Raw genomic sequence first — 26810 nt, 5'->3', positions numbered from 1 at the left:
CCGTGAAAGCCGTTACAGCTTGACGGCGGCGTCGGGGGGCCGGTGACGCAGGCCACAGGCAAACAGCCCCGGGCACTTAGCTCGGTCGATAAACGCGCACATTGGCATGCCCCTCACTGAGCAAATGGTGGGCATGCAGGCGACTCATCACGCCTTTGTCGCAATACAGCAGGTACTGGCGAGTAGGGTCCAGTTCCTTGAAACGAGCGTTCAGTGCATAAAACGGCATCGTTTGTACCTCGATGCCAGCGAGGTCCAGCGGGTCGTCTTCAGCGGCATCCGGGTGACGGATATCGATGACGATCTGACCGGCCAGCGCTTCGCTGACTTCTTCAATCTGCAAGTCCTGGCCCAATTCGTCGATCACGCGATCGATCGGCACCAGCTTGGCGTTTTCGAGCGCACGCTCGAGCACCGCCATATCGAATTCTTTCTCTTCGTGCTCGACACGGTAGCGCTTGGCGGCGGTCTTCGGATTGACCGAAATGACCCCGCAGTACTCCGGCATGTGCCGGGCGAAATCGGCGGTGCCGATTTCGTTGGCCAGGTCGATGATGTCCTGCTTGTGACTGGCGATCAGCGGACGCAGTACCAGCTTGTCGGTCACGCAGTCGATCACGCTCAGGTTCGGCAACGTCTGGCTCGACACCTGGGAAATCGCCTCACCGGTGACCAGTGCCTCGATGTGCAGTCGATCGGCAATCCTGGACGAAGCGCGCAACATCATACGCTTCAATACTACGCCCATATGACTGTTATCGACTTTGCCGAGAATTTCGCCCAGCACTTCCTCGAACGGCACACTGACAAATAGCACGCGTTGGGAGCTGCCGTACTTCTTCCAGATGAAATGCGCGACTTCCATGACGCCCAGTTCGTGGGCACGTCCGCCCAGATTGAAGAAGCAGAAGTGCGCCATCAGGCCACGGCGCATGATCTGGTAGGCCGCAACGGTGGAATCGAAGCCGCCGGACATCAGCACCAGCGTCTGTTCCAGGGCGCCCAGCGGATATCCGCCGATACCGTTGTGCTGGCTGTGGATCACGAACAACCGTTGGTCGCGAACTTCGATTCGGACTTCGATTTCCGGTTTTTTCAGGTCGATCCCGGCGGCACCGCACTGACGACGCAACTGGCTGCCGACATATTTCTCAATATCTATCGAGCTGAATGGGTGCTTGCCGGCGCGTTTGCAACGCACCGAGAAAATCTTCCCGGCCAGTGCATCACCGTAGTGCTGCTTGCACTTCTCAACGATGTCGTCGAAATCGCCCAGCGGGTATTCATCGATTTGCAGGAAATGCGCGATGCCCGGCATGCAGCTCAGGCGCTCGCCCATCTCCTTCAAGGCCTTGGGGTCGCTGACGCGGGTTTCCAGCTCGAGGTTGTCCCACACGCCGTTCACCACCACGGCCGGGTCCAGATCGCGGAGCACGGCACGGATGTTCTTGGCCAATTGACGGATGAAACGCATCCGTACCGGGCGGCTCTTGATGGTGATCTCGGGGAAGACTTTTACGATTAATTTCATGGAAACAGCGCGCGCATGGCCTGCCGAAAAAGGGGGGCGCGGATTATAGCGGAAATTGCTCAAGGTTTAACCAGTTAATGTGCAGAAGGTTTCTCACGCACCAAAACAGGTCATTTATTGAAATGAACGCCACATTGTAGGGCGGGATTTTCCGCTTTAAGGTACTTTTCCGCCTGACAGGCGTGAAATTGGGGCAAAAAACCCATGGTGGGGCACTGGCATGCAATTTGCTCCCTTGTGAGGCAGGTTGCCTTGGCAGAGTATTCGCGCCGGCATCACCCACATTTAAGGGCATCCATTACTAGCCCGAAGCCACCCGGAGGACACTATGTCGAAGTCGGTTCAACTCATCAAAGATCATGACGTCAAGTGGATTGATCTGCGCTTCACGGACACCAAAGGCACTCAGCACCACGTGACCATGCCGGCTCGCGATGCGCTGGATGACGACTTCTTCGAAGTCGGCAAAATGTTCGACGGTTCCTCCATCGCTGGCTGGAAAGGCATCGAAGCCTCCGACATGATCCTGATGCCGGACGACTCCACCGCTGTTCTGGATCCGTTCACCGAAGAACCGACCCTGATCCTGGTCTGCGACATCATCGAGCCTTCGAGCATGCAAGGCTACGATCGCGACCCACGCGCGATCGCCAAGCGCGCCGAAGAGCACCTGAAAGCCACCGCTATCGGTGACACTGTGTACGCCGGTCCAGAGCCAGAGTTCTTCATCTTCGACCAGGTCAAGTTCAAGTCCGACATTTCCGGCTCCATGTTCAAGATCTACTCTGAACAAGGTTCGTGGATGTCCGACCAGGACATCGAAGGCGGCAACAAAGGCCACCGCCCAGGCGTCAAAGGCGGCTACTTCCCGGTTCCACCGTTCGACCACGACCACGAAATCCGTACCTCCATGTGCAACGCACTGGAAGAAATGGGCCTGACCGTCGAAGTTCACCACCACGAAGTGGCGACTGCCGGCCAGAACGAAATCGGCGTCAAGTTCAACACCCTGGTGAAGAAAGCCGACGAAACCCAAACCCTGAAGTATGTCGTGCACAACGTAGCCGATGCCTACGGCCGCACCGCGACCTTCATGCCTAAGCCTCTGTACGGCGACAACGGCTCGGGTATGCACGTACACATGTCCATCTGGAAAGATGGCAAGAACACCTTCGCAGGCGAAGGCTATGCCGGTCTGTCCGATACCGCTCTGTACTTCATCGGCGGCATCATCAAGCACGGCAAGGCCCTGAACGGCTTCACCAACCCGGCGACCAACTCCTACAAGCGTCTGGTTCCAGGCTTCGAAGCTCCAGTGATGCTGGCCTACTCGGCTCGCAACCGCTCCGCTTCGATCCGTATTCCTTACGTGTCGAGCCCGAAAGCCCGCCGTATCGAAGCACGCTTCCCGGATCCGGCTGCCAACCCGTACCTGTGCTTCGCCGCACTGCTGATGGCTGGCCTGGACGGCATCCAGAACAAGATCCACCCTGGCGACGCCGCTGACAAAAACCTGTACGACCTGCCGCCTGAAGAGGCGAAAGAGATCCCACAAGTTTGCGGCAGCCTGAAAGAAGCCCTGGAAGAGCTGGACAAAGGTCGTGCGTTCCTGACCAAAGGCGGCGTTTTCAGCGACGACTTCATCGACGCTTACATCGCCCTGAAAAGCGAAGAAGAAATCAAGGTACGTACCTTCGTACACCCACTGGAATACGAGCTGTACTACAGCTGCTGATCCGGTAGCGCTGCGGCACGCGGCGTGAAAAAAAGAGGCCTCCTTCGTGGAGGCCTTTTTTATTGCCCACAATTCAACGGCTGACGCACATCCCTGTGGGAGCGGGCTTGCCCGCGAAAGCGGTCTGTCTGATAAGCAGATGTTGAGTGTACTGACGTCTTCGCGAGCAAGTCGAATCGTCGCACCGCCGCTCCCACAGGGACTTGTGGCGCTTGGAATATCTCGCAAACCATATCCATATGTTTAGCTGCTTGGGACAACCGCCACACCTGACCTATGCTGCAACCCAACGCTTTCGTTTCCGGTCGATTCCATGGGTCGTGGTTTTCTCTTCATCCTGTTGCTGATCGCCCTGCCCGCCACGGCGCAGATCTACAAATACACGGACGCCAACGGCGCCACCGCGTACAGCAATCAACCGCCTGACGGCGTCAGCGCCCAACCGGTCGACTTGCCGCCCCTCAACAGCGTCGAATACCAGCCTCCCGGCGAAGCTGCACCTGCTGCCGAAGCCGTGCGCAATGAACAGCCCCACAAGACCTATGAAGTGCTTGAGCTGACAGGCCTGCCGACCACCGAAGCCTTGCGCGCCAACAACGGCACGTTCACCGTAACGGTACTGATCAAGCCGCGCCTGCAAGGCCCGCACCTGTTGCGCCTGCTGCTGGACGGTCAGCCCTACGGCCAGCCAGGCAATGTGCCGATCCTGCAAATGGTGAACATCGATCGCGGCGAACACCGCCTCGCCGTGCAAGTGATCGATGGCGAAAACATTGTGCAGCAGAGCCCCACCACAACTTTCACCGTGCAACGAGTACACACGCCTTGAAGGCCTGGCTGCTGATCGCCTGCTTCATTGCGCTACCCACGTCGGCGCAGGTCTTTACTTACGTTGACCCCCAAGGTAATCGGGTTTTCACCGACCAACCCAAACCCGGCAACGCCACGCGTGTACCACTGGTAAAGAGCAATCGAATGGCGGCCAACCCCACAAGTGCAGCGCCGTTGAGTGCAGAAGACAGTCCCGAAGTAAAAGCGCCGTTCCACTATGATCTGGTGCGCATCCTGGTTCCGGAACCCGACGCGACCATCCGCAGCAACGCCGGTGAAATCATCGTCAGCGTCACCAGCGAACCAGGCCTGCAGCGGGGTCATCGCTACCGATTGCTGCTCGACGGCCAGCCCACCGCCGAACCTGGCCCGAGCCCGGTGTTCCCGTTGAGCAACATCGATCGCGGCAGCCATACCCTGTCCGTGGAAATCCTTGACGAACAGGGGCGCATCGTCGAACGCACCGCCAGCCAACCCTTCCACATGCAGCGCACGTCTCTCGCCCAGAAGCGCAAGATCAAACCCTGCACTCTCGAAGACTACGGCCAGCGGCCGGAATGCCCGCCCGGCGACAAACCCGCCGAAGAAAAAAATCCTTTCCTGCGACTTTTCTAACCTCGTTCAGGTTTGCGCACTATATTGGTGCAATTGCTTGCACCGTACTCACATTCCAACCCATTTTGGTTCGAAAGTACCCGAAAAAGCCGGCAGAACGCCACGCAAACGAGCGTCAAACGCCTGTTTCAGGCGCTGAACGCTTCTTTTCGGAGCCTTGGTTTGGTTTTTGCATTTTGCCCGTACCAGCGCTTTTTTCTTGCGCATGCCCTGCTCTAAAAGAGGTCCCGATGACCATTAGCGACGCACTCCACCGTTTGCTACTCGACAACCTCACCACCGCCACCATCCTGCTCGACGCCGAACTGCGCCTCGAGTACATGAACCCAGCGGCGGAGATGCTGCTGGCCATCAGCGGTCAGCGCAGCCACGGGCAGTTCATCAGTGAGTTGTTTACCGAATCGACCGAAGCGTTGAACTCCTTGCGCCAGGCCGTCGAACAAGCGCACCCGTTCACCAAGCGCGAAGCCATGCTCACCGCCCTCACCGGCCAGACCCTGACCGTCGACTACGCGGTAACGCCGATTCTGAGCAACGGCGACACGATGCTGCTGCTCGAAGTCCACCCCCGCGACCGCTTGCTGCGGATCACCAAGGAAGAAGCACAGCTGTCCAAGCAGGAAACCAGCAAGATGCTGGTGCGCGGCCTTGCCCATGAAATCAAGAACCCGCTAGGCGGGATTCGCGGCGCAGCACAATTGCTGGCCCGGGAACTGCCGGAAGAAAGCCTGCGCGACTACACCAACGTCATCATCGAAGAAGCCGACCGCCTGCGTAACCTGGTGGATCGCATGCTCGGCTCCAACAAGTTGCCGTCACTGGCCCAGTGCAATGTCCACGAAGTGCTGGAGCGCGTCTGCCACCTCGTAGAGGCCGAAAGCCAGGGCTGCATCACCTTGGTGCGCGACTACGATCCAAGCATTCCGGACGTGCTGATCGACCGCGAGCAAATGATTCAGGCGGTCCTGAACATCGTGCGCAACGCCATGCAGGCCATCAGCAGCCAGAACGAGCTGCGCCTGGGGCGCATCAGCCTGCGCACCCGCACCATGCGCCAGTTCACCATAGGCCACGTGCGCCATCGTCTGGTGACCAAGATCGAGATCATCGACAACGGCCCGGGCATTCCTGCGGAGCTTCAGGAAACCATCTTCTTTCCCATGGTCAGCGGTCGTCCGGACGGTACCGGGCTGGGCCTGGCCATTACCCAGAACATCATCAGCCAGCACCAGGGCCTGATCGAATGTGACAGCCACCCCGGCCACACCACTTTCTCGATCTTTCTGCCACTGGAACAAGGAGCCACATCGACATGAGCCGTAGTGAAACCGTGTGGATCGTCGATGACGACCGTTCTATCCGTTGGGTCCTGGAAAAAGCCCTGCAGCAGGAAGGCATGACCACGCAAAGCTTCGACAGCGCCGATGGCGTGATGAGTCGCCTGGCGCGCCAGCAGCCGGATGTGATCATTTCCGACATCCGCATGCCCGGCGCCAGCGGCCTGGACCTTCTGGCGCGGATTCGCGAGCAGCACCCCCGGCTGCCGGTCATCATCATGACCGCTCACTCCGATCTGGACAGCGCTGTCGCGTCCTATCAGGGCGGCGCCTTCGAGTACCTGCCCAAGCCGTTCGATGTCGACGAAGCGGTCTCCCTGGTCAAACGCGCCAACCAGCACGCCCAGGAACAACAGGGCCTGGAAGTCGCCCCGGCACTGACCCGCACGCCGGAAATCATTGGTGAAGCGCCGGCGATGCAGGAGGTGTTTCGCGCCATCGGCCGCCTGAGCCACTCCAACATCACCGTGCTGATCAACGGCGAGTCCGGTACCGGTAAAGAACTGGTGGCCCACGCCCTGCACCGCCACAGCCCGCGGGCGGCTTCGCCGTTCATCGCGCTGAACATGGCGGCGATTCCAAAAGACCTGATGGAGTCCGAACTGTTCGGCCACGAGAAAGGCGCGTTCACTGGCGCGGCCAACCTGCGTCGAGGGCGTTTTGAACAGGCCGACGGCGGCACGCTGTTCCTCGATGAAATCGGCGACATGCCGGCCGATACCCAGACCCGATTGCTGCGTGTACTGGCCGATGGCGAGTTCTACCGCGTCGGCGGCCATGTGCCGGTGAAGGTCGATGTGCGCATCATTGCTGCGACCCACCAGAACCTGGAAACCCTGGTGCATGCCGGGAAATTCCGTGAGGACTTGTTCCATCGTCTGAATGTGATCCGCATCCATATCCCGCGCCTGTCGGACCGTCGCGAAGACATCCCGACCCTGGCCAAGCATTTCCTCAGCCGCGCCGCGCAAGAACTGGCCGTCGAGCCGAAGCTGCTGAAAAGCGAAACCGAGGAATACCTGAAGAACCTGCCGTGGCCCGGCAACGTGCGACAGCTGGAGAACACCTGCCGCTGGATCACGGTGATGGCGTCGGGTCGTGAAGTACACATCGGCGACCTGCCGCCGGAGCTGCTGAGCCTGCCGCAGGATTCGGCACCCGTGACCAACTGGGAGCAAGCCCTGCGCCAGTGGGCCGATCAGGCGCTGGCCCGCGGCCAGTCGAGCCTGCTCGACAGCGCCGTGCCGGCCTTCGAGCGGATCATGATCGAGACCGCCCTCAAACACACCGCCGGCCGCCGCCGCGATGCCGCCGTGTTGCTGGGTTGGGGGCGCAACACCCTGACGCGCAAGATCAAGGAATTGGGGATGAAGGTAGATGGCGGGGATGATGATGAGGGGGATGAGGGCTAAACAGCCTGTAGTTATTCGCTGATCGTTAGGCCCAATCGCGAGCAAGCTCGCTCCCACAGTGGTTTTTCGGCGTTTTCACTATCGTGTAGACACCATCAAACCCTGTGGGAGCGAGCTTGCTCGCGATGTTTTCAGAGCCATCAATGCACCGACTGAATGCACCGTGAACCGCAATCGCGCACGAAAGCTGAATCGAAACACCGCCTCCATCTGCCGCAAAACTCCCCCCCAAAAAACACCAAAGCCCCGAATTACGGGGCCTTGAGTGTTACTTCAGAATTTTCTGTTAGCACATATGAAAACCTGGCACGCCCCCTGCAATAACCCTTTCAAGTGAATCAGTTCACCTACCCGGTTTCGGGGACCTTGGTACAGGCAGGCCGGGGATTCCCCTCTTTACACAGGGCTCACACCGCACCCGCGACGAGCCCGACCGTTTTGGGGCCCTTGATACAGGCAGGTCAGGGGTTCCTTCTTTACACCAGGCTCATACCGCACTCGCGACGAGCCTCCCGTTTCGGGAACCTTGGTACAGGCAGGCCGGGGATTCCCTCTTTTATTGCTCCCGGAGATGGATCTCCAGCCGCCAGCGGTCATCGACCTCGCTACCGGCCCACTCGCCCTGCAGGGGCCGGGCCGCCACCAGTGTCAGCAACAACCCCCCATCGCTCAAACGTACCCGCCAGTTCACGTCCTTGCCGCCGAGCTTGAGCTGGCCTTTCTGCGCCTTGCCCTCGGCGCCAAACAGCAGCGCGACACTGCCATCCACCATTTCGCCGTGGGTCTCGGGCTCGTTGTTGAACCACACCACCAGCCCATCGCTTGTCACTTCAACCTGCTGCAACTGACTGGGGTCTGGCGCGGTCAGGCGACCGATCATCATCCCGACCATCATCCCGACAATCGCCAGCGAGCCCATTACCCGCAGGAATAGTTTCGAACGCACGCCTTCTGGCGGCGTAGAATGCGCGTCATCTTTACCTTCGGAGCCGTGCATGTTTCACGTCATCCTTTTCCAACCAGAAATTCCGCCGAATACCGGCAACGTTATCAGGCTGTGCGCCAACAGTGGCTGCCACCTGCATTTGATCGAACCGCTGGGCTTCGAGATGGACGACAAGCGCCTGCGCCGGGCCGGTCTCGACTACCACGAGTATGCCACTCTGCAACGCCATGCGGACCTGGCCAGCTGCCTGGAAAGCCTCGGTCACCCGCGGGTGTTCGCATTCACCACCAAAGGCTCGCGGCCGTTCCACGATGCCAGCTTCGCCCCGGGCGACGCGTTCCTGTTCGGCCCGGAAAGCCGTGGCCTGCCCGCCGAGGTGCTTGATGCCCTGCCCGCCGAACAACGCCTGCGCCTGCCGATGCGCGAAGGCTGCCGTAGCCTGAACCTGTCGAACACTGTCGCAGTGGCCGTGTACGAAGCGTGGCGTCAAAACGGCTTTAAATAACACCCAAAAAAATGTGGGAGCGCGCTTGCTCGCGATGGCGGTGCATCAGTCAACATTGATGTTGAAACTGGTGACCTCATCGCGAGCAAGCTCGCTCCCACAGTATTGAAACGCTTTTACTGAACGGTTGGAGTCTCGCCGGCAGCCTGCATGCGTTGCAGCTCTTGCGCGTACAGCGCATCGAAGTTCACCGGAGCCAGCATCAGTGCCGGGAACGAACCGCGGGTCACCAGGCTGTCCAGGGTTTCGCGAGCGTACGGGAACAGGATGTTCGGGCAGAACGCACCCAGGGTGTGGCTCATCGAAGCGTCATCCAGATTCTTGATCAGGAAGATCCCGGCCTGCTGCACTTCGGCGATGAACGCCACTTCGTCACCGTTTTTCACGGTCACCGACAAAGTCAGCACGACTTCGTGGAAGTCGGATTCCAGCGTCTTTTGACGGGTGTTCAGATCCAGGGCGACGCTCGGCTCCCACTGCTGGCGGAAGATCGCCGGGCTTTTCGGAGCTTCGAAGGACAGGTCACGCACATAAATGCGCTGCAAGGAGAATTGCGGTGCAGTTTCTTCTTCGTTCGCAGCAGTGTTCTGTTGGTCAGTCATCGCAGATCCTTCTTGATCCAGGGTTCTTTTAGGTTTGCTTGTTTGGGGTTTTGCCGTCAGGCCCTGAGCAACGCGTCGAGCTTGCCGGCGCGCTCCAGGGCGAACAAATCATCACAACCGCCCACGTGGGTGCTGCCGATCCAGATTTGCGGCACGGACGTACGTCCGGCTTTCTGGGCCATCGCGGCGCGCACCTGCGGCTTGCCATCGACCTTGATCTCTTCGAAGGCCACGCCTTTGTTCTCGAGCAGGTATTTGGCTCGCGAGCAGTAAGGGCAGTAATCGCTGGAATAGACGACGACGCTATTCATATCACTTCACCAGCGGCAGATTGTCGGCTTTCCAGCTGGAGATACCGCCGGACAGCTTGGCGGCAGTGAAGCCGGATTTCATCAATTCGCGGGCGTGGGTGCCGGCGGTCTGGCCCATGGCATCGACCAGGATGATGGTCTTGGCCTTGTGCTTTTCCAGTTCGCCAACGCGGGCAGCCAGTTTGTCCTGGGGAATGTTCACCGCACCGACAATGTGACCGGCGGCGAAATCCTTGCTCGGACGAATGTCGATCACCACGCCAGCGTCCTTGTTGACCAGGCCGGTCAGTTCGCCGGTGCTCAGGCTACGGCCGCCGCCCTGCATTTGATAGGCAATCAGCAACGCCAGCAGTACGACGAAGATACCGACGAGAATGTAGTGGTTAGTGGCGAATTCAATCAGGTGAGCAACCATCGAAGGAGGTTCCAGGGCGTTAAAATGTCGGCCAGTATACACAGCCACTATGGTGGGCCAAACCCCGTCCGGCGGTGACGCGGCCGGAACTTCGCTTTAAACTGCGACTCCCTTTTCCATCGCCCCTTTTTACTTAAGCCAGAGCGAATTCCATGACTACCACGCCTAAACCTTTGGTCCTGATGATTCTCGACGGCTTCGGTCACAGCGACAACCCCGAATCCAACGCCATTTTCGCGGCGAAGAAGCCTGTACTGGATCGTCTGTGGGCCACCGTGCCAAACGGCCTGATCTCGGGCAGCGGCATGGACGTCGGTCTGCCGGACGGCCAGATGGGCAACTCCGAAGTCGGCCACATGAACCTGGGCGCCGGCCGCGTGGTGTATCAGGACTTCACTCGCGTCACCAAATCGATCCGCGACGGCGAGTTCTTCGAGAACCCGACCATCTGCGCTGCCGTGGACAAAGCCGTCGCCGCCGGCAAAGCCGTGCATTTCATGGGCCTGCTGTCCGATGGCGGCGTGCATAGCCACCAGGATCACCTGGTCGCCATGGCCGAGCTGGCGTTCAAGCGCGGCGCTCAAAACATCTACCTGCACGCTTTCCTCGACGGTCGCGATACCCCGCCGAAAAGCGCGCAATCGTCGATCGAACTGCTCGATGCAACCTTCCAGGCCCTGGGCAAAGGCCGGATCGCCAGCCTGATCGGCCGTTACTACGCCATGGACCGCGACAACCGTTGGGACCGCGTGTCCCAGGCCTACAACCTGATTGTCGATGGCCAGGGCGAATTCAACGCCGCCACCGCTCAGGAAGGCCTGCAAGCGGCATACGAGCGCGGTGAGAGCGACGAATTCGTCAAAGCCACCTCCATCGGTGAGCCGGTAAAAGTCGAAGACGGCGATGCCGTGGTGTTCATGAACTTCCGCGCCGACCGCGCCCGCGAGCTGACCCGCGTGTTCGTCGAAGACAACTTCAGTGAGTTCGAGCGTGCCCGCAAGCCGAAACTGGCCGGTTTCGTCATGCTGACCCAATACGCCGCCAGCATCCCTGCGCCGTCGGCTTTCGCTGCCGGCAGCCTGGAAAACGTGCTGGGCGACTACCTGGCGAAAAACGGCAAGACCCAGCTGCGTATTGCCGAAACCGAAAAATATGCCCACGTGACCTTCTTCTTCTCCGGCGGTCGCGAAGAACCGTTCCCGGGCGAAGAACGCATTCTGATTCCGTCGCCGAAAGTCGCTACCTATGACTTGCAGCCGGAAATGAGCGCACCGGAAGTCACCGACCGCATCGTCGACGCCATCGAAAACCAGCGTTATGACGTGATCGTGGTCAACTACGCCAACGGCGACATGGTCGGTCACAGCGGAGTGTTCGAAGCGGCGGTCAAGGCGGTTGAATGCCTGGACTTGTGCGTGGGCCGCATCGTCGATGCCCTGGAAAAAGTCGGCGGCGAAGCCTTGATCACCGCCGACCACGGCAACGTCGAGCAAATGTCCGATGAAACCACTGGCCAGGCGCACACTGCGCACACCACCGAGCCGGTGCCGTTCATCTATGTCGGCAAGCGCGACTTGAAAGTCCGCGAAGGCGGCGTGCTGGCGGACGTGGCACCCACCATGCTGAAGTTGCTGGGCCTGGAACAACCGGCGGAAATGACCGGGACTTCGATTCTGGTCTGATTGGATCTCCAAAACGCAACAAAACCTGTGGGAGCGAGCTTGCTCGCGATAGCAATCTGACAGCCAACATCTATGTTGAATGATCGGATGCCATCGCGAGCAAGCTCGCTCCCACAATGGTTTATGGAGTTTTCGAAATGGAATTCAGTCTGCCGCTCGCTCCAGTTATCACACAGTCAGAAATGGGCATTTTTTTTGCCGCCCATGGCGGGCATACTAGGCCGTCCCTTTCCCTGGTGCCGCCCGCCCCTATGCTTCGCGTCCTGATAGCCCTAGCCCTGACATGCCTGCTCCAACCGGCCTTTGCTGACGAGCGCGCAGATACCCAACAACAGTTGGACGCCACGCGTCAGGACATTGCCGAGCTGAAGAAACTGTTGGGCAAGCTGCAGGAAGAAAAATCCGGTGTGCAGAAAGAGCTCAAGGGCACCGAAACCGAAATGGGCAAACTCGAGAAGCAGGTCGAAGCCCTGCAGAAAGAGCTGAAGAAAAGCGAAGCCGAGTTGCAGCGGCTCGATGCGGAGAAAAAAAAACTCCAGAGCGCGCGCACTGAACAGCAACGACTGATCGCCATTCAGGCCCGGGCGGCCTACCAGAACGGTCGCCAGGAATACCTCAAGCTGCTGCTCAACCAGCAGAATCCGGAAAGATTCGCCCGTACCCTCACCTATTACGACTACCTGAGCCAGGCTCGCCTGGAGCAGTTGAAGAATTTCAACGAAACCCTGCGCCAACTGTCCAATGTCGAGAAAGACATCGCCATGCAGCAGGCGCAACTGTTGGTGCAGCAAAGCAGCCTCGACACCCAGCGTGACGAGCTCGAAAAAGTCCGCAAGGAACGCCAGCAAGTCCTGGCCAAACTCAATGACGACGTAAAGGCTCGCGATCAGAAGCTGGCGGCACGCGAGCAGGATCAGGCGGACCTGTCTAAAGTCCTTAAAACCATTGAGGAAACCCTGGCCCGCCAGGCCCGTGAGGCAGAAGAAGCGCGGCAAAAAGCGCTGATTGCCCAGCAGGAAGCCGAAAAAAAGCGTTTACGTGAGGCCCAGGCGTTGGCAGATGCCAGCGACGACGCCCCGCGCAAACCGGTCAAGTCGACACCTGGCGCACTGGTTTCCAGCTCCGGCGAGACCTTTGGCGGTCCGTTTGTATCAACCCGCGGCAAACTTCCCTGGCCTGTCGATGGTCGACTGTTGGCGCGTTTCGGTGAAAACCGTGGCGACGATGCCCGGACCAAGTGGGATGGCGTGATGATCGGCGCGTCTGCCGGCAGTGCGGTACATGCCGTGCACGGTGGTCGCGTGGTGTTCGCCGACTGGTTGCGCGGCGCCGGGCTGCTGGTGATTCTCGACCACGGCAACGGGTACTTGAGTCTGTACGGTCACAACCAGACGCTGCTCAAGTCTGCGGGTGACGTTGTAAAAGCCGGTGAACCTATTTCCACTGTCGGTAACAGTGGCGGGCAGGACACACCAGCGCTGTATTTCGCAATTCGTCAGCAGGGTCACCCGAGTGACCCGGCGCAATGGTGCCACGCGCAAGGATAGGCGTAGAGTCACCTACATTAGGAGTTCGTTCGACATGCTGCATTTGTCCCGCCTTACCTCGCTGGCCCTGACGATCGCCCTGGTGATCGGCGCGCCTCTGGCGTTTGCCGCTCAACCAGCCCCGGCGGTTGCGCCTGCGGGCACTGCTGCGACCACCAAGGCGCCACTGCCGCTGGACGAGTTGCGCACCTTTGCCGAGGTGATGGACCGGATCAAGGCCGCTTATGTCGAACCGGTGGACGACAAGACCCTGCTGGAAAACGCCATCAAGGGCATGCTCAGCAACCTCGACCCGCACTCCGCTTACCTCGGCCCTGAAGATTTCGCCGAGTTGCAGGAAAGCACCAGTGGCGAATTCGGCGGCCTGGGCATCGAAGTCGGTGCCGAAGACGGCTTCATCAAAGTGGTGTCGCCGATTGACGACACTCCGGCTTCCAAGGCCGGCATTCAGGCCGGCGACTTCATCGTCAAGATCAACGGCCAGCCCACCCGTGGCCAGAGCATGACCGAAGCCGTGGACAAGATGCGCGGCAAGATCGGCCAGAAAATCACCCTGACCCTGGTGCGCGACGGTGGCACGCCGTTCGACGTGACCCTGGCCCGCGCCGTCATTCAAGTGAAGAGCGTGAAGAGCCAGTTGCTGGAATCCGGCTACGGCTACATCCGTATCACCCAGTTCCAGGTCAAGACCGGCGAAGAGGTTTCCAAGGCCCTGGCCAAGCTGCGCAAGGACAACGGCAAGAAGCTCAAAGGCATCATCCTCGACCTGCGCAACAACCCGGGTGGCGTGTTGCAGGCAGCGGTGGAAGTGGTCGATCACTTCATCACCAAGGGCCTGATCGTCTACACCAAGGGCCGCATCGCCAATTCGGAGCTGCGCTTCTCGGCCACTGGCAAGGACGAAAGCGAAGCCGTGCCGATGGTCGTGCTGATCAACGGCGGCAGCGCCTCGGCTTCGGAAATTGTCGCCGGCGCCCTGCAGGATCAGAAACGTGCAGTGCTGATGGGCACCACCAGTTTCGGCAAGGGCTCGGTGCAAACCGTGCTGCCGCTGAACAATGAACGCGCACTGAAGATCACCACAGCGTTGTATTACACGCCGAACGGCCGCTCGATCCAGGCCCTGGGCATCGTGCCGGACATCGAAGTACGCAAGGCCAAGATTACCAGCGAGCAGGACAGCGACTACTTCAAGGAAGCCGATCTGCAAGGTCACCTGGGCAATGGCAACGGCGGCGCCGACAAACCGACCGGCCCCGGCGGCAAAGCCAAACCTATGCCGCAGGACGACGATTACCAACTGGCCCAGGCCCTGAGCCTGCTCAAAGGGTTGAGCATCACATCCGGCCGCTGAGATGCTTCTGCGGTTGCTGATCGGTCTGTTGTGTTGTCTGGCGGGTGTTGCTCACGCAGAACCCGCCGGATCGACACCCCACAAAGCCTACCTGAGTCTGATCATCGATGACCTGGGGCAGAACCTGCCCCGGGATCGTCGCGTGCTGGCCCTGCCCGGCCCGGTGACCACGGCGATCATGCCCGACACGCCCCACGCCACCGAATTCGCCCGCGAAGCCCATCGCGCCGGCAAGATCGTCATCCTGCACATGCCCATGGATCCGGCCACCGGGCCGTTCGCCTGGCATCCCGAGCTGCCGGTCGATGAGCTGGAAAAGCGCCTGAATGCCGCGTTCAAAATGGTCCCGTACACCAGCGGCATCAACAATCACATGGGCAGCCGCATGACCGCACAACCAGCGGCGATGGCCTGGTTGATGGCGGACTTGCAACGACGGCACAAGTTCTTCGTCGACAGCCGCACCAGCGCCCGGACCGTGGCCGCTGCCGAAGCGCAGAAGATCGGTTTGGCCAGCGTTTCGCGGGACGTGTTCCTCGACGATGAGCGTACTGAAGCTGCGATCTTCACTCAGTTGCAGATAGCGATCAGCCTTGCGCACAAGCAGGGCTCAGTGGTGATGATCGGGCATCCGTATCCACAGACATTGGCGGTACTGGAGCGCGAATTGCCCAAGCTCAGGGCCCAGGGGATCGAGTGGATTGATATCCGGCAGATGATCAGTGTGCGCGGTAATCGGGCGACAGTAGCGCATGGCAAGGATGGGGTGTACCGCTAATAGCTACACCGCAGAACCACTGTGGGAGCGAGCTTGCTCGCGATAGCGATCTGTCATTCAACAATGATGTCGACTGACACGACGCCATCGCGAGCAAGCTCGCTCCCACAGTGATATGCGCATGGCTGATGGGGGTGTCGGGGGTTAGAGATACCGCCCCATAATCTCGTCCACCACACCTTCCTTGCGCATCTGATCCAGCGCCGTCTGGAGCTTGGCCACCGTCTCATCCGGCACGTCCTTGTTCAGCGCCAGGTACAGTTCGGCACTGTTGAAACGCAACACGGTTTTCAATCCGATAACCCCCTCCTGGCGCGCCAGGTAGCGCCCGGCCGGATCGCCGGTGGCCCACAGATCGATCTGGCCGTTGACCAGTTTCTTCGCGTTGTCCTGATCGCGCAGTACGACGACCGGATTGAGCCCTTGCTTGGCGAGGGTCTCGGCGATCGCATCGCCCTTGTAGGCACCAATCTTGTATTTGCGCGCGTCATTCAAGGTTTCGAGGGTGATCTTGCTGTCAGCCTTGGCCAGCATGATCCAGTCGTCCGGACCAATTGGGCCGACCCATTTGAATAGCTTCTCGCGATCCGGCAACCGCGCCATGACGAATGCGCCGTATCCGGGGTTTTCGAGTGCGAGTTTGTAGACCCGCTCCCAAGGAAAACGCAGCGTCAGGCTGTAGGTAATGTTGGCGCGCTTGAAAATCTCGCGGACGATGTCCGTGGCGATGCCATTGATGTTTTCGTCCTGCGCGAAATTCTTGCCATTCTTCGCCATGTTGTACGGCGGGAAGTTTTCCGTCAGCAACACCAGATCGGTATTGGGACGGTCTGCTGCTTGCGCTCCGCTGATGAACAACAGAGAAGCACTGGCGAGGGCTAGAAGAAAGCGTTTAAGCATGTCTGGCTACCGAAATCCATGGCGTACCCAAGAGTGCCTTGGGCCCGCCATGGTGTCCACTGGCCTGTATCGTTTTTGGCGTTTAGCGCATCACAATTCCGCGATGGGCCATGTAAGCCTTGGCTTCCTGCACCGTGTATTCGCCGAAGTGGAAAATACTCGCCGCCAGTACAGCGCTGGCGTGGCCTTCGATAATGCCGTCAGCCAGGTGTTGCAGGTTGCCGACGCCACCGGAAGCGATCACCGGAATGCCCAGCGCGTCGCTGATGGCGCGGGTGACGCCCAGGTCGAAACCGTTTTTCATGCCGTCCTGGTCCATGCTGGTCAGCAGGATCTCACCGGCACCCAGGCCTTCCATTTTCTTCGCCCATTCGACAGCGTCGAGACCGGTTGGCTTGCGTCCACCGTGGGTGAAGATTTCCCAGCGCGGGGTTTCGCCCGGCCCGGAAACCTTTTTCGCGTCGATCGCGACCACGATGCATTGCGAACCGAAATGCTGCGCCGCTTCGCCGACGAACTCAGGGTTGAACACCGCTGCGGTGTTGATCGAGACCTTGTCCGCGCCGGCATTGAGCAGGTTGCGAATGTCCTGCACGGTACGCACGCCACCGCCCACGGTCAGCGGGATGAACACCTGGCTGGCCATGCGCTCGACGGTGTGCAGCGTAGTGTCGCGGCCGTCGACGCTGGCAGTGATGTCGAGAAAGGTAATCTCGTCGGCGCCTTGCTCGTCGTAGCGACGGGCGATTTCCACCGGGTCACCGGCGTCGCGGATATTTTCGAATTTCACACCCTTGACCACCCGGCCGTTGTCCACGTCCAGGCAAGGGATGATGCGTTTGGCCAGGGCCATGGTCGTTTCCTCAGCCTTTGTACGAATCGCAGAAAGCTTGCGCTTCAGCGACATCGAGGGTGCCTTCGTAAATCGCACGGCCGGTAATGGCGCCGATGATGCCCGGTGCCTTGGCGTCGAGCAGGGTCTTGATGTCACCCAGGTTGTGGATGCCGCCGGAAGCGATCACCGGAATCTTTGTCGCCGCAGCCAACGCCGCGGTGAACGGCACGTTGCAGCCCTGCATCATGCCGTCTTTGGCGATGTCGGTGTAAACGATGGCGGAGACGCCGTCGGCTTCGAACTGTTTGGCCAGGTCGATCACCTGAATGGTGCTGATTTCAGCCCAGCCGTCGGTGGCGACGAAACCGTCCTTGGCGTCCAGGCCAACAATCACCTTGCCCGGGAACGCGCGGCAGGCTTCGGCAACGAAGGCCGGATCTTTCACGGCCTTGGTGCCGATGATCACGTAGCTCACGCCCGCTTTCACGTAGTGCTCGATGGTTTCCAGTGAACGGATACCGCCGCCGATCTGAATCGGCAAGTTCGGGTAGCGCTTGGCGATGGCGGTGACCACTTCACCGTTGACCGGCTGGCCTTCGAACGCACCGTTCAGGTCGACCAGATGCAGACGGCGGCAACCGCCCTCCACCCACTTGGCAGCCATGCTCACCGGGTCATCGGAGAACACCGTGGAATCTTCCATGCGGCCCTGGCGCAGACGAACACAGGCACCGTCTTTAAGATCGATAGCGGGAATAATCAGCATCTGGCAAACCTTCAGAATTGAATGTTCAGCTTGGCTCGAAAATCAGTTTTTTTCGAGCGCCCACAAGTCGCTTTCGATGCTTTCGAACCTCTCTTTGAGGTGCGCCTGCACATCGAAAATCGCCCTGTTGTAATAGTGCGGAGCAATTTCACGGGTAAACAGCTCAAGAATCTCCGCCGCCTCGAACGAGCCGAGGTCGAGTTCGAAGCGGTCTTCCATGAAACGCTTGATCTTGCGATTGGCCTCGCTCTCCTGCTCGGGAGTGAGGGTCAGGATCGGCGGTTTCTTCTTGACGGCCATTTACCAGCGACCGTCCCACGCAGCGAAGTTCTGCAGCAACTGCAGGCCATGGGTATGGCTTTTCTCCGGGTGGAACTGCACGGCGAAACGCGAGCCTTCGGCCAGCGCCGCGGCGAAATCGACACCGTAGTGACCGCCACCCACCACCTGCCGCGCGTTGGCGGCAGCGATGTAGTAGCTGTGCACGAAGTAGAACCGCGCCAGGTCCGGAATGTCGTGCCACAGCGGGTGACTGACCTTCTGCTTCACTTCGTTCCAGCCCATGTGCGGCACTTTCAGGTGCTCACCGTCCTCGACCAGATCCTTGCCGAAGAACTTCACCTGGCCCGGGAACAGGCCAATGCAGTCGACGCCGTCGTTCTCTTCGCTGGTGTCGAGCAAGGCTTGCATGCCCACGCAGATGCCAAGGAACGGACGGTCCTGGCTGACTTCACGCACCAGCGAATCGAAACCGAGGCGACGGATCTCCGCCATGCAATCGCGAATGGCGCCAACACCAGGGAAAACCACCCGGTCGGCTTCACGAATCACGTTGGCATCGCTGGTGATCAGCACCTTGCCGGCACCCACGTGCTCGAGGGCCTTGGCCACCGAGTGCAGGTTGCCCATGCCGTAATCGATAACCGCGACTGTCTGCATTACAGGACGCCTTTGGTCGAAGGCATTTGCCCGGCCATGCGGTCATCGAGCTCGACGGCCATGCGCAGGGCGCGGCCGAAAGCCTTGAACACTGTTTCGATCTGGTGGTGGGTGTTATGCCCACGCAGATTGTCGATGTGCAAGGTGACGTTGGCGTGGTTGACGAAGCCCTGGAAGAATTCCTGGAACAGGTCAACGTCGAAGCCGCCGACGGTGGCACGGGTGTATGGAACATGCATCTGCAGGCCGGGACGGCCGGAGAAATCGATCACCACGCGCGACAGCGCTTCATCGAGCGGCACGTAGGCGTGGCCGTAGCGACGGATGCCTTTCTTGTCGCCGATGGCTTTGGTGAAGGCCTGGCCGAGGGTGATACCGACGTCTTCCACGGTGTGGTGGTCATCGATATGCAGGTCGCCCTTGCTGACAATATCCAGGTCGATCAGCCCGTGACGGGCGATCTGGTCCAGCATGTGCTCAAGAAAAGGTACACCGATATCGAATCGGGCCTTTCCGGTGCCATCGAGGTTGATCGAGGCTTTGATCTGGGTTTCCAGAGTGTCGCGCTCGACAGACGCCATACGTTCGGCCATCACCAGCTCCGCAAAATCATTGGGCGAAAAAGGCAGCCATTATAGGCTTGCGGGCGCCAAACAGAAACACGAGAGGTGATATCCCTGACGGAGTGAATCCGGGGGTGTCGGCGATAGACATGTCCATACAAGCCATTTGGCACACTATAAAACAACTGTGGGAGCGAGCTTGCTCGCGATGGGGCCCTCACATTCAACCTTTCTGTCGACTGTCAGACCGCTATCGCGAGCAAGCTCGCTCCCACAGTATGGGTGTTTATTCAGGACTGGCTGTTGTCAGCCCATGAACACCTTAGTGAAACAGTACCGCCGTCTTCTGCAGGGTCACCCACACACCCCACGCCAGCGGAATGCCCACCACCAGCCACGCGGCAATCGCCAGCGGCTTGGTGCCCGGCGCGGCTTTCCACTCCAGCACGGTGCTGCTGTCAGCGCCTTTGTCATGGCCCAGCGCCTGTTCGGCGGCCAGTTCTGCGTCGGTCATGAAGTATTTGTCCGCCACCGGACGCACCAGCAGATTGCACAGGAAACCCAACACCAGCAGGCCGGCGAGGATGTACAGGGTGATGTCGTAAGCCGCCGCACGCTCGACACCGACGCTCAGCTGATATTCACGCAAGTAGTTCACCAACACCGGACCGAGCACGCCGGCTGCAGCCCACGCCGTCAGCAGACGGCCGTGAATCGCACCGACCATTTGCGTACCGAACAGGTCCGCCAGATACGCCGGAACCGTCGCGAAACCACCGCCGTACATCGACAGGATGACGCAGAACGCCGCCACGAACAGCGCAACGCTGCCCAGATGACCGAGGTTCGGAATCAGTCCGTACAGGGCAAAGCCCAAGGCGAAGAACACGAAGTAGGTGTTTTTGCGACCCAGGTAATCCGAGAACGAAGCCCAGAAGAATCGGCCACCGATGTTGAACAGACTGAGCAAACCGGTGAAACCGGCAGCGATGGCGGCAATCGAAGCCAGTTGCGAAGCGTCGAGTTGGCCGAACGCCAGGTCATTGCCCAGCAACTTGCCACCGAACACTTCCTGCAACAGCGGCGACGCCATGCCGAGGATGCCAATACCGGCCGATACGTTCAGACACAGCACCAGCCACACCAGACGGAACTGCGGCGTTTTCCAGGCCACATTCACGTGAACATGACGATGGGTAATCATCGCGTTGGAGGCTTTTTTCGCCGGGGCGGTCCAGCCTTCAGGCTTCCAGCCGGTTGGCGGAACGCGGTAGGACAGCGCGCCACCGATCATGAACACGAAGTAGATCGCGGCCATCACCAGGAAGCTCTGCCAGACACCGACGCTGGTTGGCGAAGCGAAATGCCCCATCAGCGCCGCAGCCAGTGGAGCACCAACCATTGCGCCGCCGCCGAAGCCCATGATCGCCATGCCGGTGGCCATGCCGCGCTTGTCCGGGAACCACTTGATCAGGGTCGACACCGGCGAGATGTAGCCCAGGCCCAGGCCGATACCGCCGATGACCCCGGAGCCGATCCACATCAGCCAGATCTGGTGGGTATACACCCCCAGCGCCGAAATCAGCAGACCGCCGCACCAGCACAATGCCGACACTACGCCAGCCTTGCGCGGCCCGGCATGTTCCAGCCAGCCGCCCCAAATGGCGGCCGAGCAACCCAGGAAGATGAAGAACAGGGTGTAGATCCAGCCGAGCATCGAGATCGGCCAGTCACACTGGGACGAAAAGACCTGAGCGATAAAACTCATGTCTGGCGCGCAGGCCACTGGAGTCGTGATGCCCAACGCCTTTGACAGCGGCAACCAGAACACCGAAAAGCCGTAGGCCATGCCGATGCACAAGTGGATGGCCAGCGCGGCCGGCGGCACCAGCCAACGGTTGAAACCGGGCTTGGCGATGATCCGCTCCTTGGACAGGAACGCAGGCTGGTCGGCGCCGAAGCCGTCCGCCGTGATGCTCGTGGTCATTGTGTATCCCCCAATTATCAGTATGGTTCGCCAGCCACAGTTCACTCCCGGCCTTTATGCACGCAGGCATGACCGTTTTTTCGGTGGAGCACCTTGTCGTGCGACAACAGGTCGCAGAAGGACGGACGAACGGGCAAAGGTTACCATCTGCAAGTGACAGAAAAACCAAACTGACATCACCGTTTGTACGTCATCTGATCTCCCTCGCCTCATGACCTCACAGGAATCACCATGCCGATCATTGTCGAGCCGCTGAACCAAGCCACTGCCCAGGATCGGCAGGATCTGCAAAAGATCTACTGCGACGCCCCGGACTGGCTGTTCGCCCCTTTTTCCGGGGCCGCGCAGTTGATCGAAGACTGTTTGCGCGACGGCACACTGATCGCCGGACGCTTCAATGATCGCCTGCTGGGCGCGGCCCGCTTGCAAAGGCACCAAGACGCCTGGCACTTGTCACAAATTTGTGTGCGAAAAATTACCCGTCGCCGTGGTGTTGCCGAGCGACTGGTTGCCGAAGCCCAAAAAATGGCCGCGCAATCGGGCATGACCCTGCGTCTGCTGGCGCCTGCCGGGCATCTGGAGGCTCAGGCACTGGCCGCCAAGCTGAAACTGCCGCTGGATGTACTGCCGGCGTGATCGCTGACCGGTCGTCCGTTCCGGAGCGCTATACTCCTCGGCTAAATTTTGAATTCGATTAATTACAAGGACTCGCCCATGAAAGCGTTCGGCAAAATCCTGGGTCTGGTACTTCTCGGGCTGTTGCTGATCATTGTGGCGCTGGGCTTTGCCCTGACCCACCTCTTCGATCCCAACGACTACAAAGACGAAATTCGCCAGATTGCCCGCGACAAGGCCCACATCGAGCTGACGCTCAATGGCGATATCGGCTGGAGCCTGTTCCCGTGGCTGGGCCTGGAGCTGCACGACGCCAGTGTCGCGACCATGGTCAAACCGACCGAACCCTACGCCGACTTGCAGATGCTCGGCCTGTCGGTGCGCGTACTGCCGCTGCTGCGCCGTGAAGTGCAGATGAGCGACGTGCGCGTCGAAGGCCTGAACCTGCGCCTGAACCGCGACAAGGACGGTCACGGCAACTGGGAGGACATCGGCAAGGTGCCTGCAACGGCCAACACCGGCGCGGCGGCCAGCACGCCGCCGGCCACTATCGAACCTGCACCCGAAGCCAGCGTCGCGGCGGAAAAACCGCCCCAGCCGATCCGCCTGGACATCGACAGCCTGACCGTGAACAACGCGCGGGTTGAATACACCGACGAACGAACCGGCAAGAGCTTCAGCGCCGAAAGTATTCAATTGAGCACCGGTGCGGTTCACGACTCCGTCAACATTCCACTCAAGCTCACGGCTTTCCTGTCCGCCAACCAGCCGGCACTGCGGGTTCGTACCGAGCTCAATGGTGAGCTGCGCATCGCACGTGCCCTGCAGCGCTATCAGTTCGAAGACATGAGATTGTCCGGTGAAGTGACTGGCGACCCGTTGCAAGGCAAGACCATGACGTTCTCCGCCCAGGGCCAACTGGTGCTGGACAAGGCCGCCAATGTCGCCGAGTGGACCGGCATCAAGATCTCCGCCAACCAACTGCGGGCACTGGGTGAACTGAAGGTCAACGACCTCGACAAGACCCCACAAGTCAGCGGCGGTATCTCGATTGCCCAGTTCGACCTGGCGAAATTCGTCGAAAGCATCGGCCAGAAACTCCCGGCCATGGCCGAAGGCAGCCTGAGTAAAGTCGAGCTGGTCAGCCGATTGGCAGCGACACCGACCAGCCTGGCGCTCGACAGCATCAACCTGAAAGTCGACGACAGCACCTTCAGCGGCCGCATTGCCGTCGAAGACTTCGCCAGGCAATCGCTGCGCGCAGTGCTCAAGGCCGACACCTTCAACGTCGACCGTTACCTGCCACCGAAATCCGCCGAGGCCAATAGCACGACGCAAGTGCGTCAGGCCGAAGTCGCCAGCACCGAAGCCGATGCCATGGCCGGCGCCGGCAGCACTCCGTTACCACCCGCGCCGACCAAGGACGCGTGGAGTAGCGAGCGCCTGTTGCCAGTGGAACGCTTGAGCAAGCTCGATGTGGACGCCGACCTGACCTTCGGCCAGTTGACCCTGCAAAAACTGCCGATCCATAACGCTGCGCTCAAGGCCACCGGCCAGGGCGGCCTGCTGACGCTGGCCAACCTGCGCGGCGATCTGTACGAAGGCAACTTCGAAACCACCGGCACGCTGGATGTGCGCCAGCCAGTGCCGGCGCTGAACCTGCAGACGAAGATCACCCGTGTGCCGTTGGAAAAAATCCTCGAAAGCCAAGGCAAGAATCCGCCGGCCAAAGGCCTGGTCACGCTCAACAGCAACCTGACCGGCAATGGCAACAGCCAGAAAGCGTTGATCGAAACCCTTAATGGCAATGCCAGTTTCGTCATCAACAATGGCGTGCTGCTCAATGCCAACCTTGAACAACAGCTGTGCAAAGGCATCGCCACGCTCAACCGCAAAACCCTCAGCGGCGAACCCCGGGGCAAGGACACACCGTTCCAGGAGCTCAAGGGTAACCTGACCTTGCGTAACGGCGTGGCCAGCAACCCGGACCTGAAAGTGCGCATCCCGGGCATGACCGTCAACGGTGACGGTGACATCGATCTGCGAGTGCTGGGCATGGACTACCGCGTCGGCATCATCGTCGAAGGCGATACCAGCGCCATGCCGGACCCGGCCTGTCAGGTCGGCGACAAGTTTGTCGGCATCGAGTGGCCACTGCGCTGCCGCGGCCCGCTGGAACTGGGTGCCAAGGCTTGCCGTTTGGATAACGACCGCATGAGCCAGGTCGCGGCCAAACTGGCTGGCGACAGGATCAGCGAAAAAATCGACGAGAAATGGGGCGACAAGGTCAACCCGAAACTCAAAGACGCGCTCAAGGAGCTGTTCAAGCGATGAGAGCCGAGCAGTTTTCAACGGCGGTGCTGGACTGGTTCGACCGCCACGGCCGTCATGATTTGCCCTGGCAGCAGGGCATCAACCCGTATCGGGTGTGGGTCTCGGAAATCATGTTGCAGCAAACCCAGGTCAGCACGGTGCTGAACTACTTCGACCGCTTCATGGCCTCGTTGCCAACGGTCGAAGCCCTGGCGGCGGCACCGGAAGACGAAGTGCTGCATCTGTGGACGGGCCTGGGTTATTACACCCGCGCGCGCAATTTGCAGAAGACCGCGAAAATCGTCGTCGAGCAGTACGGCGGCGAATTTCCCCGGGATGTGGAAAAACTCACTGAATTGCCGGGCATCGGCCTATCCACCGCTGGCGCCATTGCCAGCATCAGCATGGGCCTGCGCGCGCCGATCCTCGATGGCAACGTCAAACGGGTACTGGCGCGCTTTACCGCGCAAGAGGGCTACCCCGGCGAGCCGAAGGTCGCGAAACAGCTCTGGGCCAACGCTGAGCGCTTCACGCCGCACGACCGGGTCAACGCCTACACCCAAGCGATGATGGACCTCGGTGCCACGCTCTGCACTCGCAGCAAACCGAGCTGCCTGCTGTGCCCGTTGGAAAAGGGCTGTGAGGCGCACATGCTCGGCCTGGAAACCCGTTACCCGATCCCCAAGCCGCGCAAAGCCATCCCGCAAAAGCGCACGCTGATGCCGATGCTTGCCAACGCCGAAGGCGCCATCCTGCTTTACCGTCGCCCCTCCACGGGCCTGTGGGGCGGTTTGTGGAGCCTGCCGGAACTCGACGCACTCGACGACCTGGAACATCTGGCAGCGCAGCACTCGCTAGAGCTGGGCACCCAACAGGCTATGCCGAGCCTGGTGCACACCTTCAGCCATTTTCAGTTATCCATCGAACCCTGGCTGGTTCAGGTCCAGGAGAGCGGCCATCACATGGCCGAGGCTGACTGGCTCTGGTATAACCTCGCCACCCCGCCGCGCCTGGGCCTTGCCGCCCCGGTCAAAACCTTGCTCGAACGCGCGGCCGCCGTATTGAACGCAGGAGAGTCGTCATGACCCGCACCATCATGTGCCGCAAGTACAAAGAAGAATTGCCAGGCCTGGAGCGCGCTCCCTTCCCGGGCGCCAAAGGCCAGGACATTTTTGACCACGTCTCGCAAAAGGCCTGGGCCGACTGGCAGAAACACCAGACCCTACTGATCAACGAAAAACGCCTGAACATGATGAACGCCGAAGATCGCAAATATCTGCAGGGCGAGATGGACAAGTACTTCTCCGGCGAGGATTACGCCAAGGCCGAAGGCTACGTGCCGCCGTCGGAATAACCCCGATTTATCGGGGGTCTGAACGTAAGCGACGGTAATAATTAAAATTTTTTTGAAAACTTGCTTGACGACCCCCTGAAAAACCCGTTTAATGCGCCCCGTTGCCCAGATAGCTCAGTCGGTAGAGCAGGGGATTGAAAATCCCCGTGTCGGCGGTTCGATTCCGTCTCTGGGCACCAAATACCGAAAACCCTGAATCGCAAGATTCAGGGTTTTTTTATGCCTGCTATTTGATCAGGCACTGGTCCGGTGACCTTCGAAGCGACAATTTCCCACCTCCTATCGCCGCACCCACAGGCATCCGCAACGGTTGCCGGGGCCGAGTCCTGAAAAGCTTCCGACATTGGAGATCACCCTCTTCCTGGCAGTATTTGGCCTGTAAGAACGCTCCGTATGCTTTAACGGAAACGGATGACATACGCCGATCTTCAGTTTGTGCAGAATCGAAAGAGGAGCTGCCGCATAACCGGGAGCAGATGCACAACAGAGATATAGGCAATGACTGACGCCATCAAACCAGACGTCGAATCCGCTGAGCTTTTTACTGAACAAGAAATCAGAACTTTCAGCTTTGATATTCGGCAGTCAGCATTGCTGCACAAATTCGCCGAAGAGTTGACCGCCATCGGCGGGCCTCAAGCACCAGGAGCCAGGTCCAAAGCCTCTCTGGCAGCCACCGAATTAAAGTTCTTGTTTTCGAAAGACCAATGCGAACTGCTGGATGCCTATTCCGATGGCCTTAACTCGTATCGTTTTTCGGTCAATGACGACGCCTCGACCTTTGTGAAAACGGCTTACACCGCACTTTGCCAGGGCGTGGGTGAAGCAACTCCGGTCGAATACACGCTGACCCGGGAATCGGCCATGGTCATCAAAGACAACAGACGGGCCTTGGTTTAATGCCAGTCAGTTAAGCGGTAATGCGATCTGTAGCAGC

At 59.8% G+C, this 26810-nt stretch carries 28 protein-coding genes and 1 tRNA gene; 16 read left to right on the top strand and 13 right to left on the bottom strand.

The annotated features are described in order from the left end of the window. Window positions 1–76: 76 nt before the first annotated feature. Window positions 77–1531: a tRNA uracil 4-sulfurtransferase ThiI gene (gene thiI, locus PMI29_RS04140; protein ID WP_008002931.1), complete on the bottom strand. Its 1455-nt coding sequence runs from the start codon at window positions 1529–1531 to the stop codon at window positions 77–79. A gap of 328 nt (window positions 1532–1859) precedes the next feature. On the opposite strand from thiI, the gene glnA reads away from it, so the two are divergent. The 3 genes from glnA (at window position 1860) to PMI29_RS04155 (ending at window position 4712) form a co-directional block, all read left to right on the top strand. Next, entirely contained in the window at window positions 1860–3266 is a 1407-nt protein-coding gene (gene glnA, locus PMI29_RS04145) for a type I glutamate--ammonia ligase (RefSeq protein ID WP_008002929.1), read from the top strand. 313 nt (window positions 3267–3579) lie between these two features. Further along, window positions 3580–4095, top strand: a complete 516-nt coding sequence (locus tag PMI29_RS04150) for a DUF4124 domain-containing protein (RefSeq protein WP_008002927.1) — start codon at window positions 3580–3582, stop codon at window positions 4093–4095. Continuing rightward, on the top strand, window positions 4092–4712 hold the full coding sequence (locus PMI29_RS04155; RefSeq protein ID WP_008002925.1) for a DUF4124 domain-containing protein: 621 nt from the start codon (window positions 4092–4094) through the stop codon (window positions 4710–4712). Before PMI29_RS04150 ends, PMI29_RS04155 begins: the two co-directional genes overlap by 4 nt. A gap of 48 nt (window positions 4713–4760) precedes the next feature. Here PMI29_RS04155 and PMI29_RS32115 read toward each other — a convergent pair whose 3' ends face one another. Further along, window positions 4761–4919: a hypothetical protein gene (locus tag PMI29_RS32115; RefSeq protein ID WP_157221388.1), complete on the bottom strand. Its 159-nt coding sequence runs from the start codon at window positions 4917–4919 to the stop codon at window positions 4761–4763. Between the two features lie 23 nt (window positions 4920–4942). Between PMI29_RS32115 and glnL the strand changes: the two genes are divergently transcribed. Then, window positions 4943–6028, top strand: coding sequence for a nitrogen regulation protein NR(II) (gene glnL / locus PMI29_RS04160; RefSeq protein WP_008002923.1), 1086 nt, complete (start codon window positions 4943–4945; stop codon window positions 6026–6028). Then, the gene (gene ntrC / locus PMI29_RS04165) at window positions 6025–7461 is read left to right on the top strand and encodes a nitrogen regulation protein NR(I) (protein WP_008002922.1); all 1437 of its coding nucleotides are present in this window, start codon (window positions 6025–6027) and stop codon (window positions 7459–7461) included. The genes glnL and ntrC overlap by 4 nt, the downstream gene beginning before the upstream one ends. 556 nt (window positions 7462–8017) lie before the next feature. Here ntrC and PMI29_RS04170 read toward each other — a convergent pair. Continuing rightward, complete coding sequence (locus tag PMI29_RS04170) at window positions 8018–8458, bottom strand: hypothetical protein (protein WP_033052685.1); 441 nt, start codon at window positions 8456–8458, stop codon at window positions 8018–8020. Here PMI29_RS04170 and trmL point away from each other — a divergent pair. Further along, window positions 8457–8912: a tRNA (uridine(34)/cytosine(34)/5-carboxymethylaminomethyluridine(34)-2'-O)-methyltransferase TrmL gene (trmL, locus tag PMI29_RS04175; RefSeq protein ID WP_007989218.1), complete on the top strand. Its 456-nt coding sequence runs from the start codon at window positions 8457–8459 to the stop codon at window positions 8910–8912. The genes PMI29_RS04170 and trmL overlap by 2 nt on opposite strands. 116 nt (window positions 8913–9028) lie before the next feature. Here trmL and secB read toward each other — a convergent pair whose 3' ends face one another. From secB to PMI29_RS04190, 3 genes are read right to left on the bottom strand one after another with little or no spacing between them, the layout of a single operon-like run. Next, window positions 9029–9514 (bottom strand): protein-export chaperone SecB, encoded by a 486-nt coding sequence (gene secB, locus PMI29_RS04180; RefSeq protein WP_007972740.1) that lies wholly within the window; start codon window positions 9512–9514, stop codon window positions 9029–9031. A 56-nt stretch (window positions 9515–9570) separates the two neighbouring features. Beyond that, on the bottom strand, window positions 9571–9825 hold the full coding sequence (gene grxC / locus PMI29_RS04185) for a glutaredoxin 3 (protein ID WP_008002919.1): 255 nt from the start codon (window positions 9823–9825) through the stop codon (window positions 9571–9573). A 1-nt stretch (window position 9826) separates the two neighbouring features. Beyond that, window positions 9827–10240, bottom strand: a complete 414-nt coding sequence (locus PMI29_RS04190; RefSeq protein ID WP_008002917.1) for a rhodanese-like domain-containing protein — start codon at window positions 10238–10240, stop codon at window positions 9827–9829. A 152-nt stretch (window positions 10241–10392) separates the two neighbouring features. Between PMI29_RS04190 and gpmI the strand changes: the two genes are divergently transcribed. From gpmI to PMI29_RS04210, 4 genes are all read left to right on the top strand, one after another. Beyond that, window positions 10393–11922, top strand: coding sequence for a 2,3-bisphosphoglycerate-independent phosphoglycerate mutase (gene gpmI / locus PMI29_RS04195; RefSeq protein ID WP_008002915.1), 1530 nt, complete (start codon window positions 10393–10395; stop codon window positions 11920–11922). A gap of 251 nt (window positions 11923–12173) precedes the next feature. Beyond that, the gene (locus PMI29_RS04200) at window positions 12174–13469 is read left to right on the top strand and encodes a murein hydrolase activator EnvC family protein (protein ID WP_033052689.1); all 1296 of its coding nucleotides are present in this window, start codon (window positions 12174–12176) and stop codon (window positions 13467–13469) included. A 34-nt stretch (window positions 13470–13503) separates the two neighbouring features. After that, the gene (locus PMI29_RS04205) at window positions 13504–14823 is read left to right on the top strand and encodes a S41 family peptidase (protein WP_008002911.1); all 1320 of its coding nucleotides are present in this window, start codon (window positions 13504–13506) and stop codon (window positions 14821–14823) included. Between the two features lies 1 nt (window position 14824). Further along, entirely contained in the window at window positions 14825–15601 is a 777-nt protein-coding gene (locus tag PMI29_RS04210; protein ID WP_008002909.1) for a divergent polysaccharide deacetylase family protein, read from the top strand. Between the two features lie 144 nt (window positions 15602–15745). Here PMI29_RS04210 and PMI29_RS04215 read toward each other — a convergent pair whose 3' ends face one another. The 7 genes from PMI29_RS04215 to PMI29_RS04245 all read right to left on the bottom strand — a co-directional run bounded on the left by PMI29_RS04215 (window position 15746) and on the right by PMI29_RS04245 (window position 21591). Further along, a complete protein-coding gene (locus tag PMI29_RS04215; RefSeq protein ID WP_008002907.1) occupies window positions 15746–16501 on the bottom strand; it encodes a substrate-binding periplasmic protein in 756 nt (251 codons plus the stop codon). 82 nt (window positions 16502–16583) lie between these two features. Then, entirely contained in the window at window positions 16584–17354 is a 771-nt protein-coding gene (gene hisF, locus PMI29_RS04220; protein ID WP_007972752.1) for an imidazole glycerol phosphate synthase subunit HisF, read from the bottom strand. Window positions 17355–17364: 10 nt separating this feature from the next. Further along, complete coding sequence (gene hisA, locus PMI29_RS04225; protein WP_007972753.1) at window positions 17365–18102, bottom strand: 1-(5-phosphoribosyl)-5-[(5-phosphoribosylamino)methylideneamino]imidazole-4-carboxamide isomerase; 738 nt, start codon at window positions 18100–18102, stop codon at window positions 17365–17367. A 42-nt stretch (window positions 18103–18144) separates the two neighbouring features. After that, window positions 18145–18402 carry a DUF2164 domain-containing protein gene (locus PMI29_RS04230; protein ID WP_007989200.1) on the bottom strand — a complete coding sequence of 86 codons (258 nt, stop codon included), beginning with the start codon at window positions 18400–18402 and terminating at the stop codon, window positions 18145–18147. Continuing rightward, window positions 18403–19041 (bottom strand): imidazole glycerol phosphate synthase subunit HisH, encoded by a 639-nt coding sequence (gene hisH, locus PMI29_RS04235; protein WP_007989198.1) that lies wholly within the window; start codon window positions 19039–19041, stop codon window positions 18403–18405. Further along, entirely contained in the window at window positions 19041–19634 is a 594-nt protein-coding gene (gene hisB, locus PMI29_RS04240; protein WP_007939452.1) for an imidazoleglycerol-phosphate dehydratase HisB, read from the bottom strand. The genes hisH and hisB overlap by 1 nt, the downstream gene beginning before the upstream one ends. A gap of 292 nt (window positions 19635–19926) precedes the next feature. Next, window positions 19927–21591: an OFA family MFS transporter gene (locus tag PMI29_RS04245; protein ID WP_008002905.1), complete on the bottom strand. Its 1665-nt coding sequence runs from the start codon at window positions 21589–21591 to the stop codon at window positions 19927–19929. 231 nt (window positions 21592–21822) lie between these two features. Here PMI29_RS04245 and panM point away from each other — a divergent pair, with 231 nt between their 5' ends. From panM to PMI29_RS04275, 6 genes are all read left to right on the top strand, one after another. Next, window positions 21823–22227: an aspartate 1-decarboxylase autocleavage activator PanM gene (gene panM, locus PMI29_RS04250; RefSeq protein ID WP_008002903.1), complete on the top strand. Its 405-nt coding sequence runs from the start codon at window positions 21823–21825 to the stop codon at window positions 22225–22227. Window positions 22228–22305: 78 nt separating this feature from the next. Next, entirely contained in the window at window positions 22306–24540 is a 2235-nt protein-coding gene (locus PMI29_RS04255; RefSeq protein ID WP_008002901.1) for an AsmA family protein, read from the top strand. Next, window positions 24537–25604 carry an A/G-specific adenine glycosylase gene (gene mutY, locus PMI29_RS04260; RefSeq protein WP_008002899.1) on the top strand — a complete coding sequence of 356 codons (1068 nt, stop codon included), beginning with the start codon at window positions 24537–24539 and terminating at the stop codon, window positions 25602–25604. Before PMI29_RS04255 ends, mutY begins: the two co-directional genes overlap by 4 nt. Then, window positions 25601–25873, top strand: a complete 273-nt coding sequence (locus tag PMI29_RS04265; RefSeq protein ID WP_007989188.1) for an oxidative damage protection protein — start codon at window positions 25601–25603, stop codon at window positions 25871–25873. The genes mutY and PMI29_RS04265 overlap by 4 nt, the downstream gene beginning before the upstream one ends. A gap of 103 nt (window positions 25874–25976) precedes the next feature. Further along, window positions 25977–26052 (top strand) — tRNA-Phe (locus PMI29_RS04270). A 319-nt stretch (window positions 26053–26371) separates the two neighbouring features. Then, window positions 26372–26773 carry a hypothetical protein gene (locus PMI29_RS04275; RefSeq protein WP_008002896.1) on the top strand — a complete coding sequence of 134 codons (402 nt, stop codon included), beginning with the start codon at window positions 26372–26374 and terminating at the stop codon, window positions 26771–26773. The last annotated feature ends 37 nt before the right edge of the window (window positions 26774–26810 follow it).

The sequence above is a fragment of the Pseudomonas sp. GM49 genome, from assembly GCF_000282355.1.
Lineage (GTDB): Bacteria > Pseudomonadota > Gammaproteobacteria > Pseudomonadales > Pseudomonadaceae > Aquipseudomonas.
Note: the sequence above shows the minus strand (reverse complement) of the source record. Positions and strands in the feature narration are given on the sequence as shown.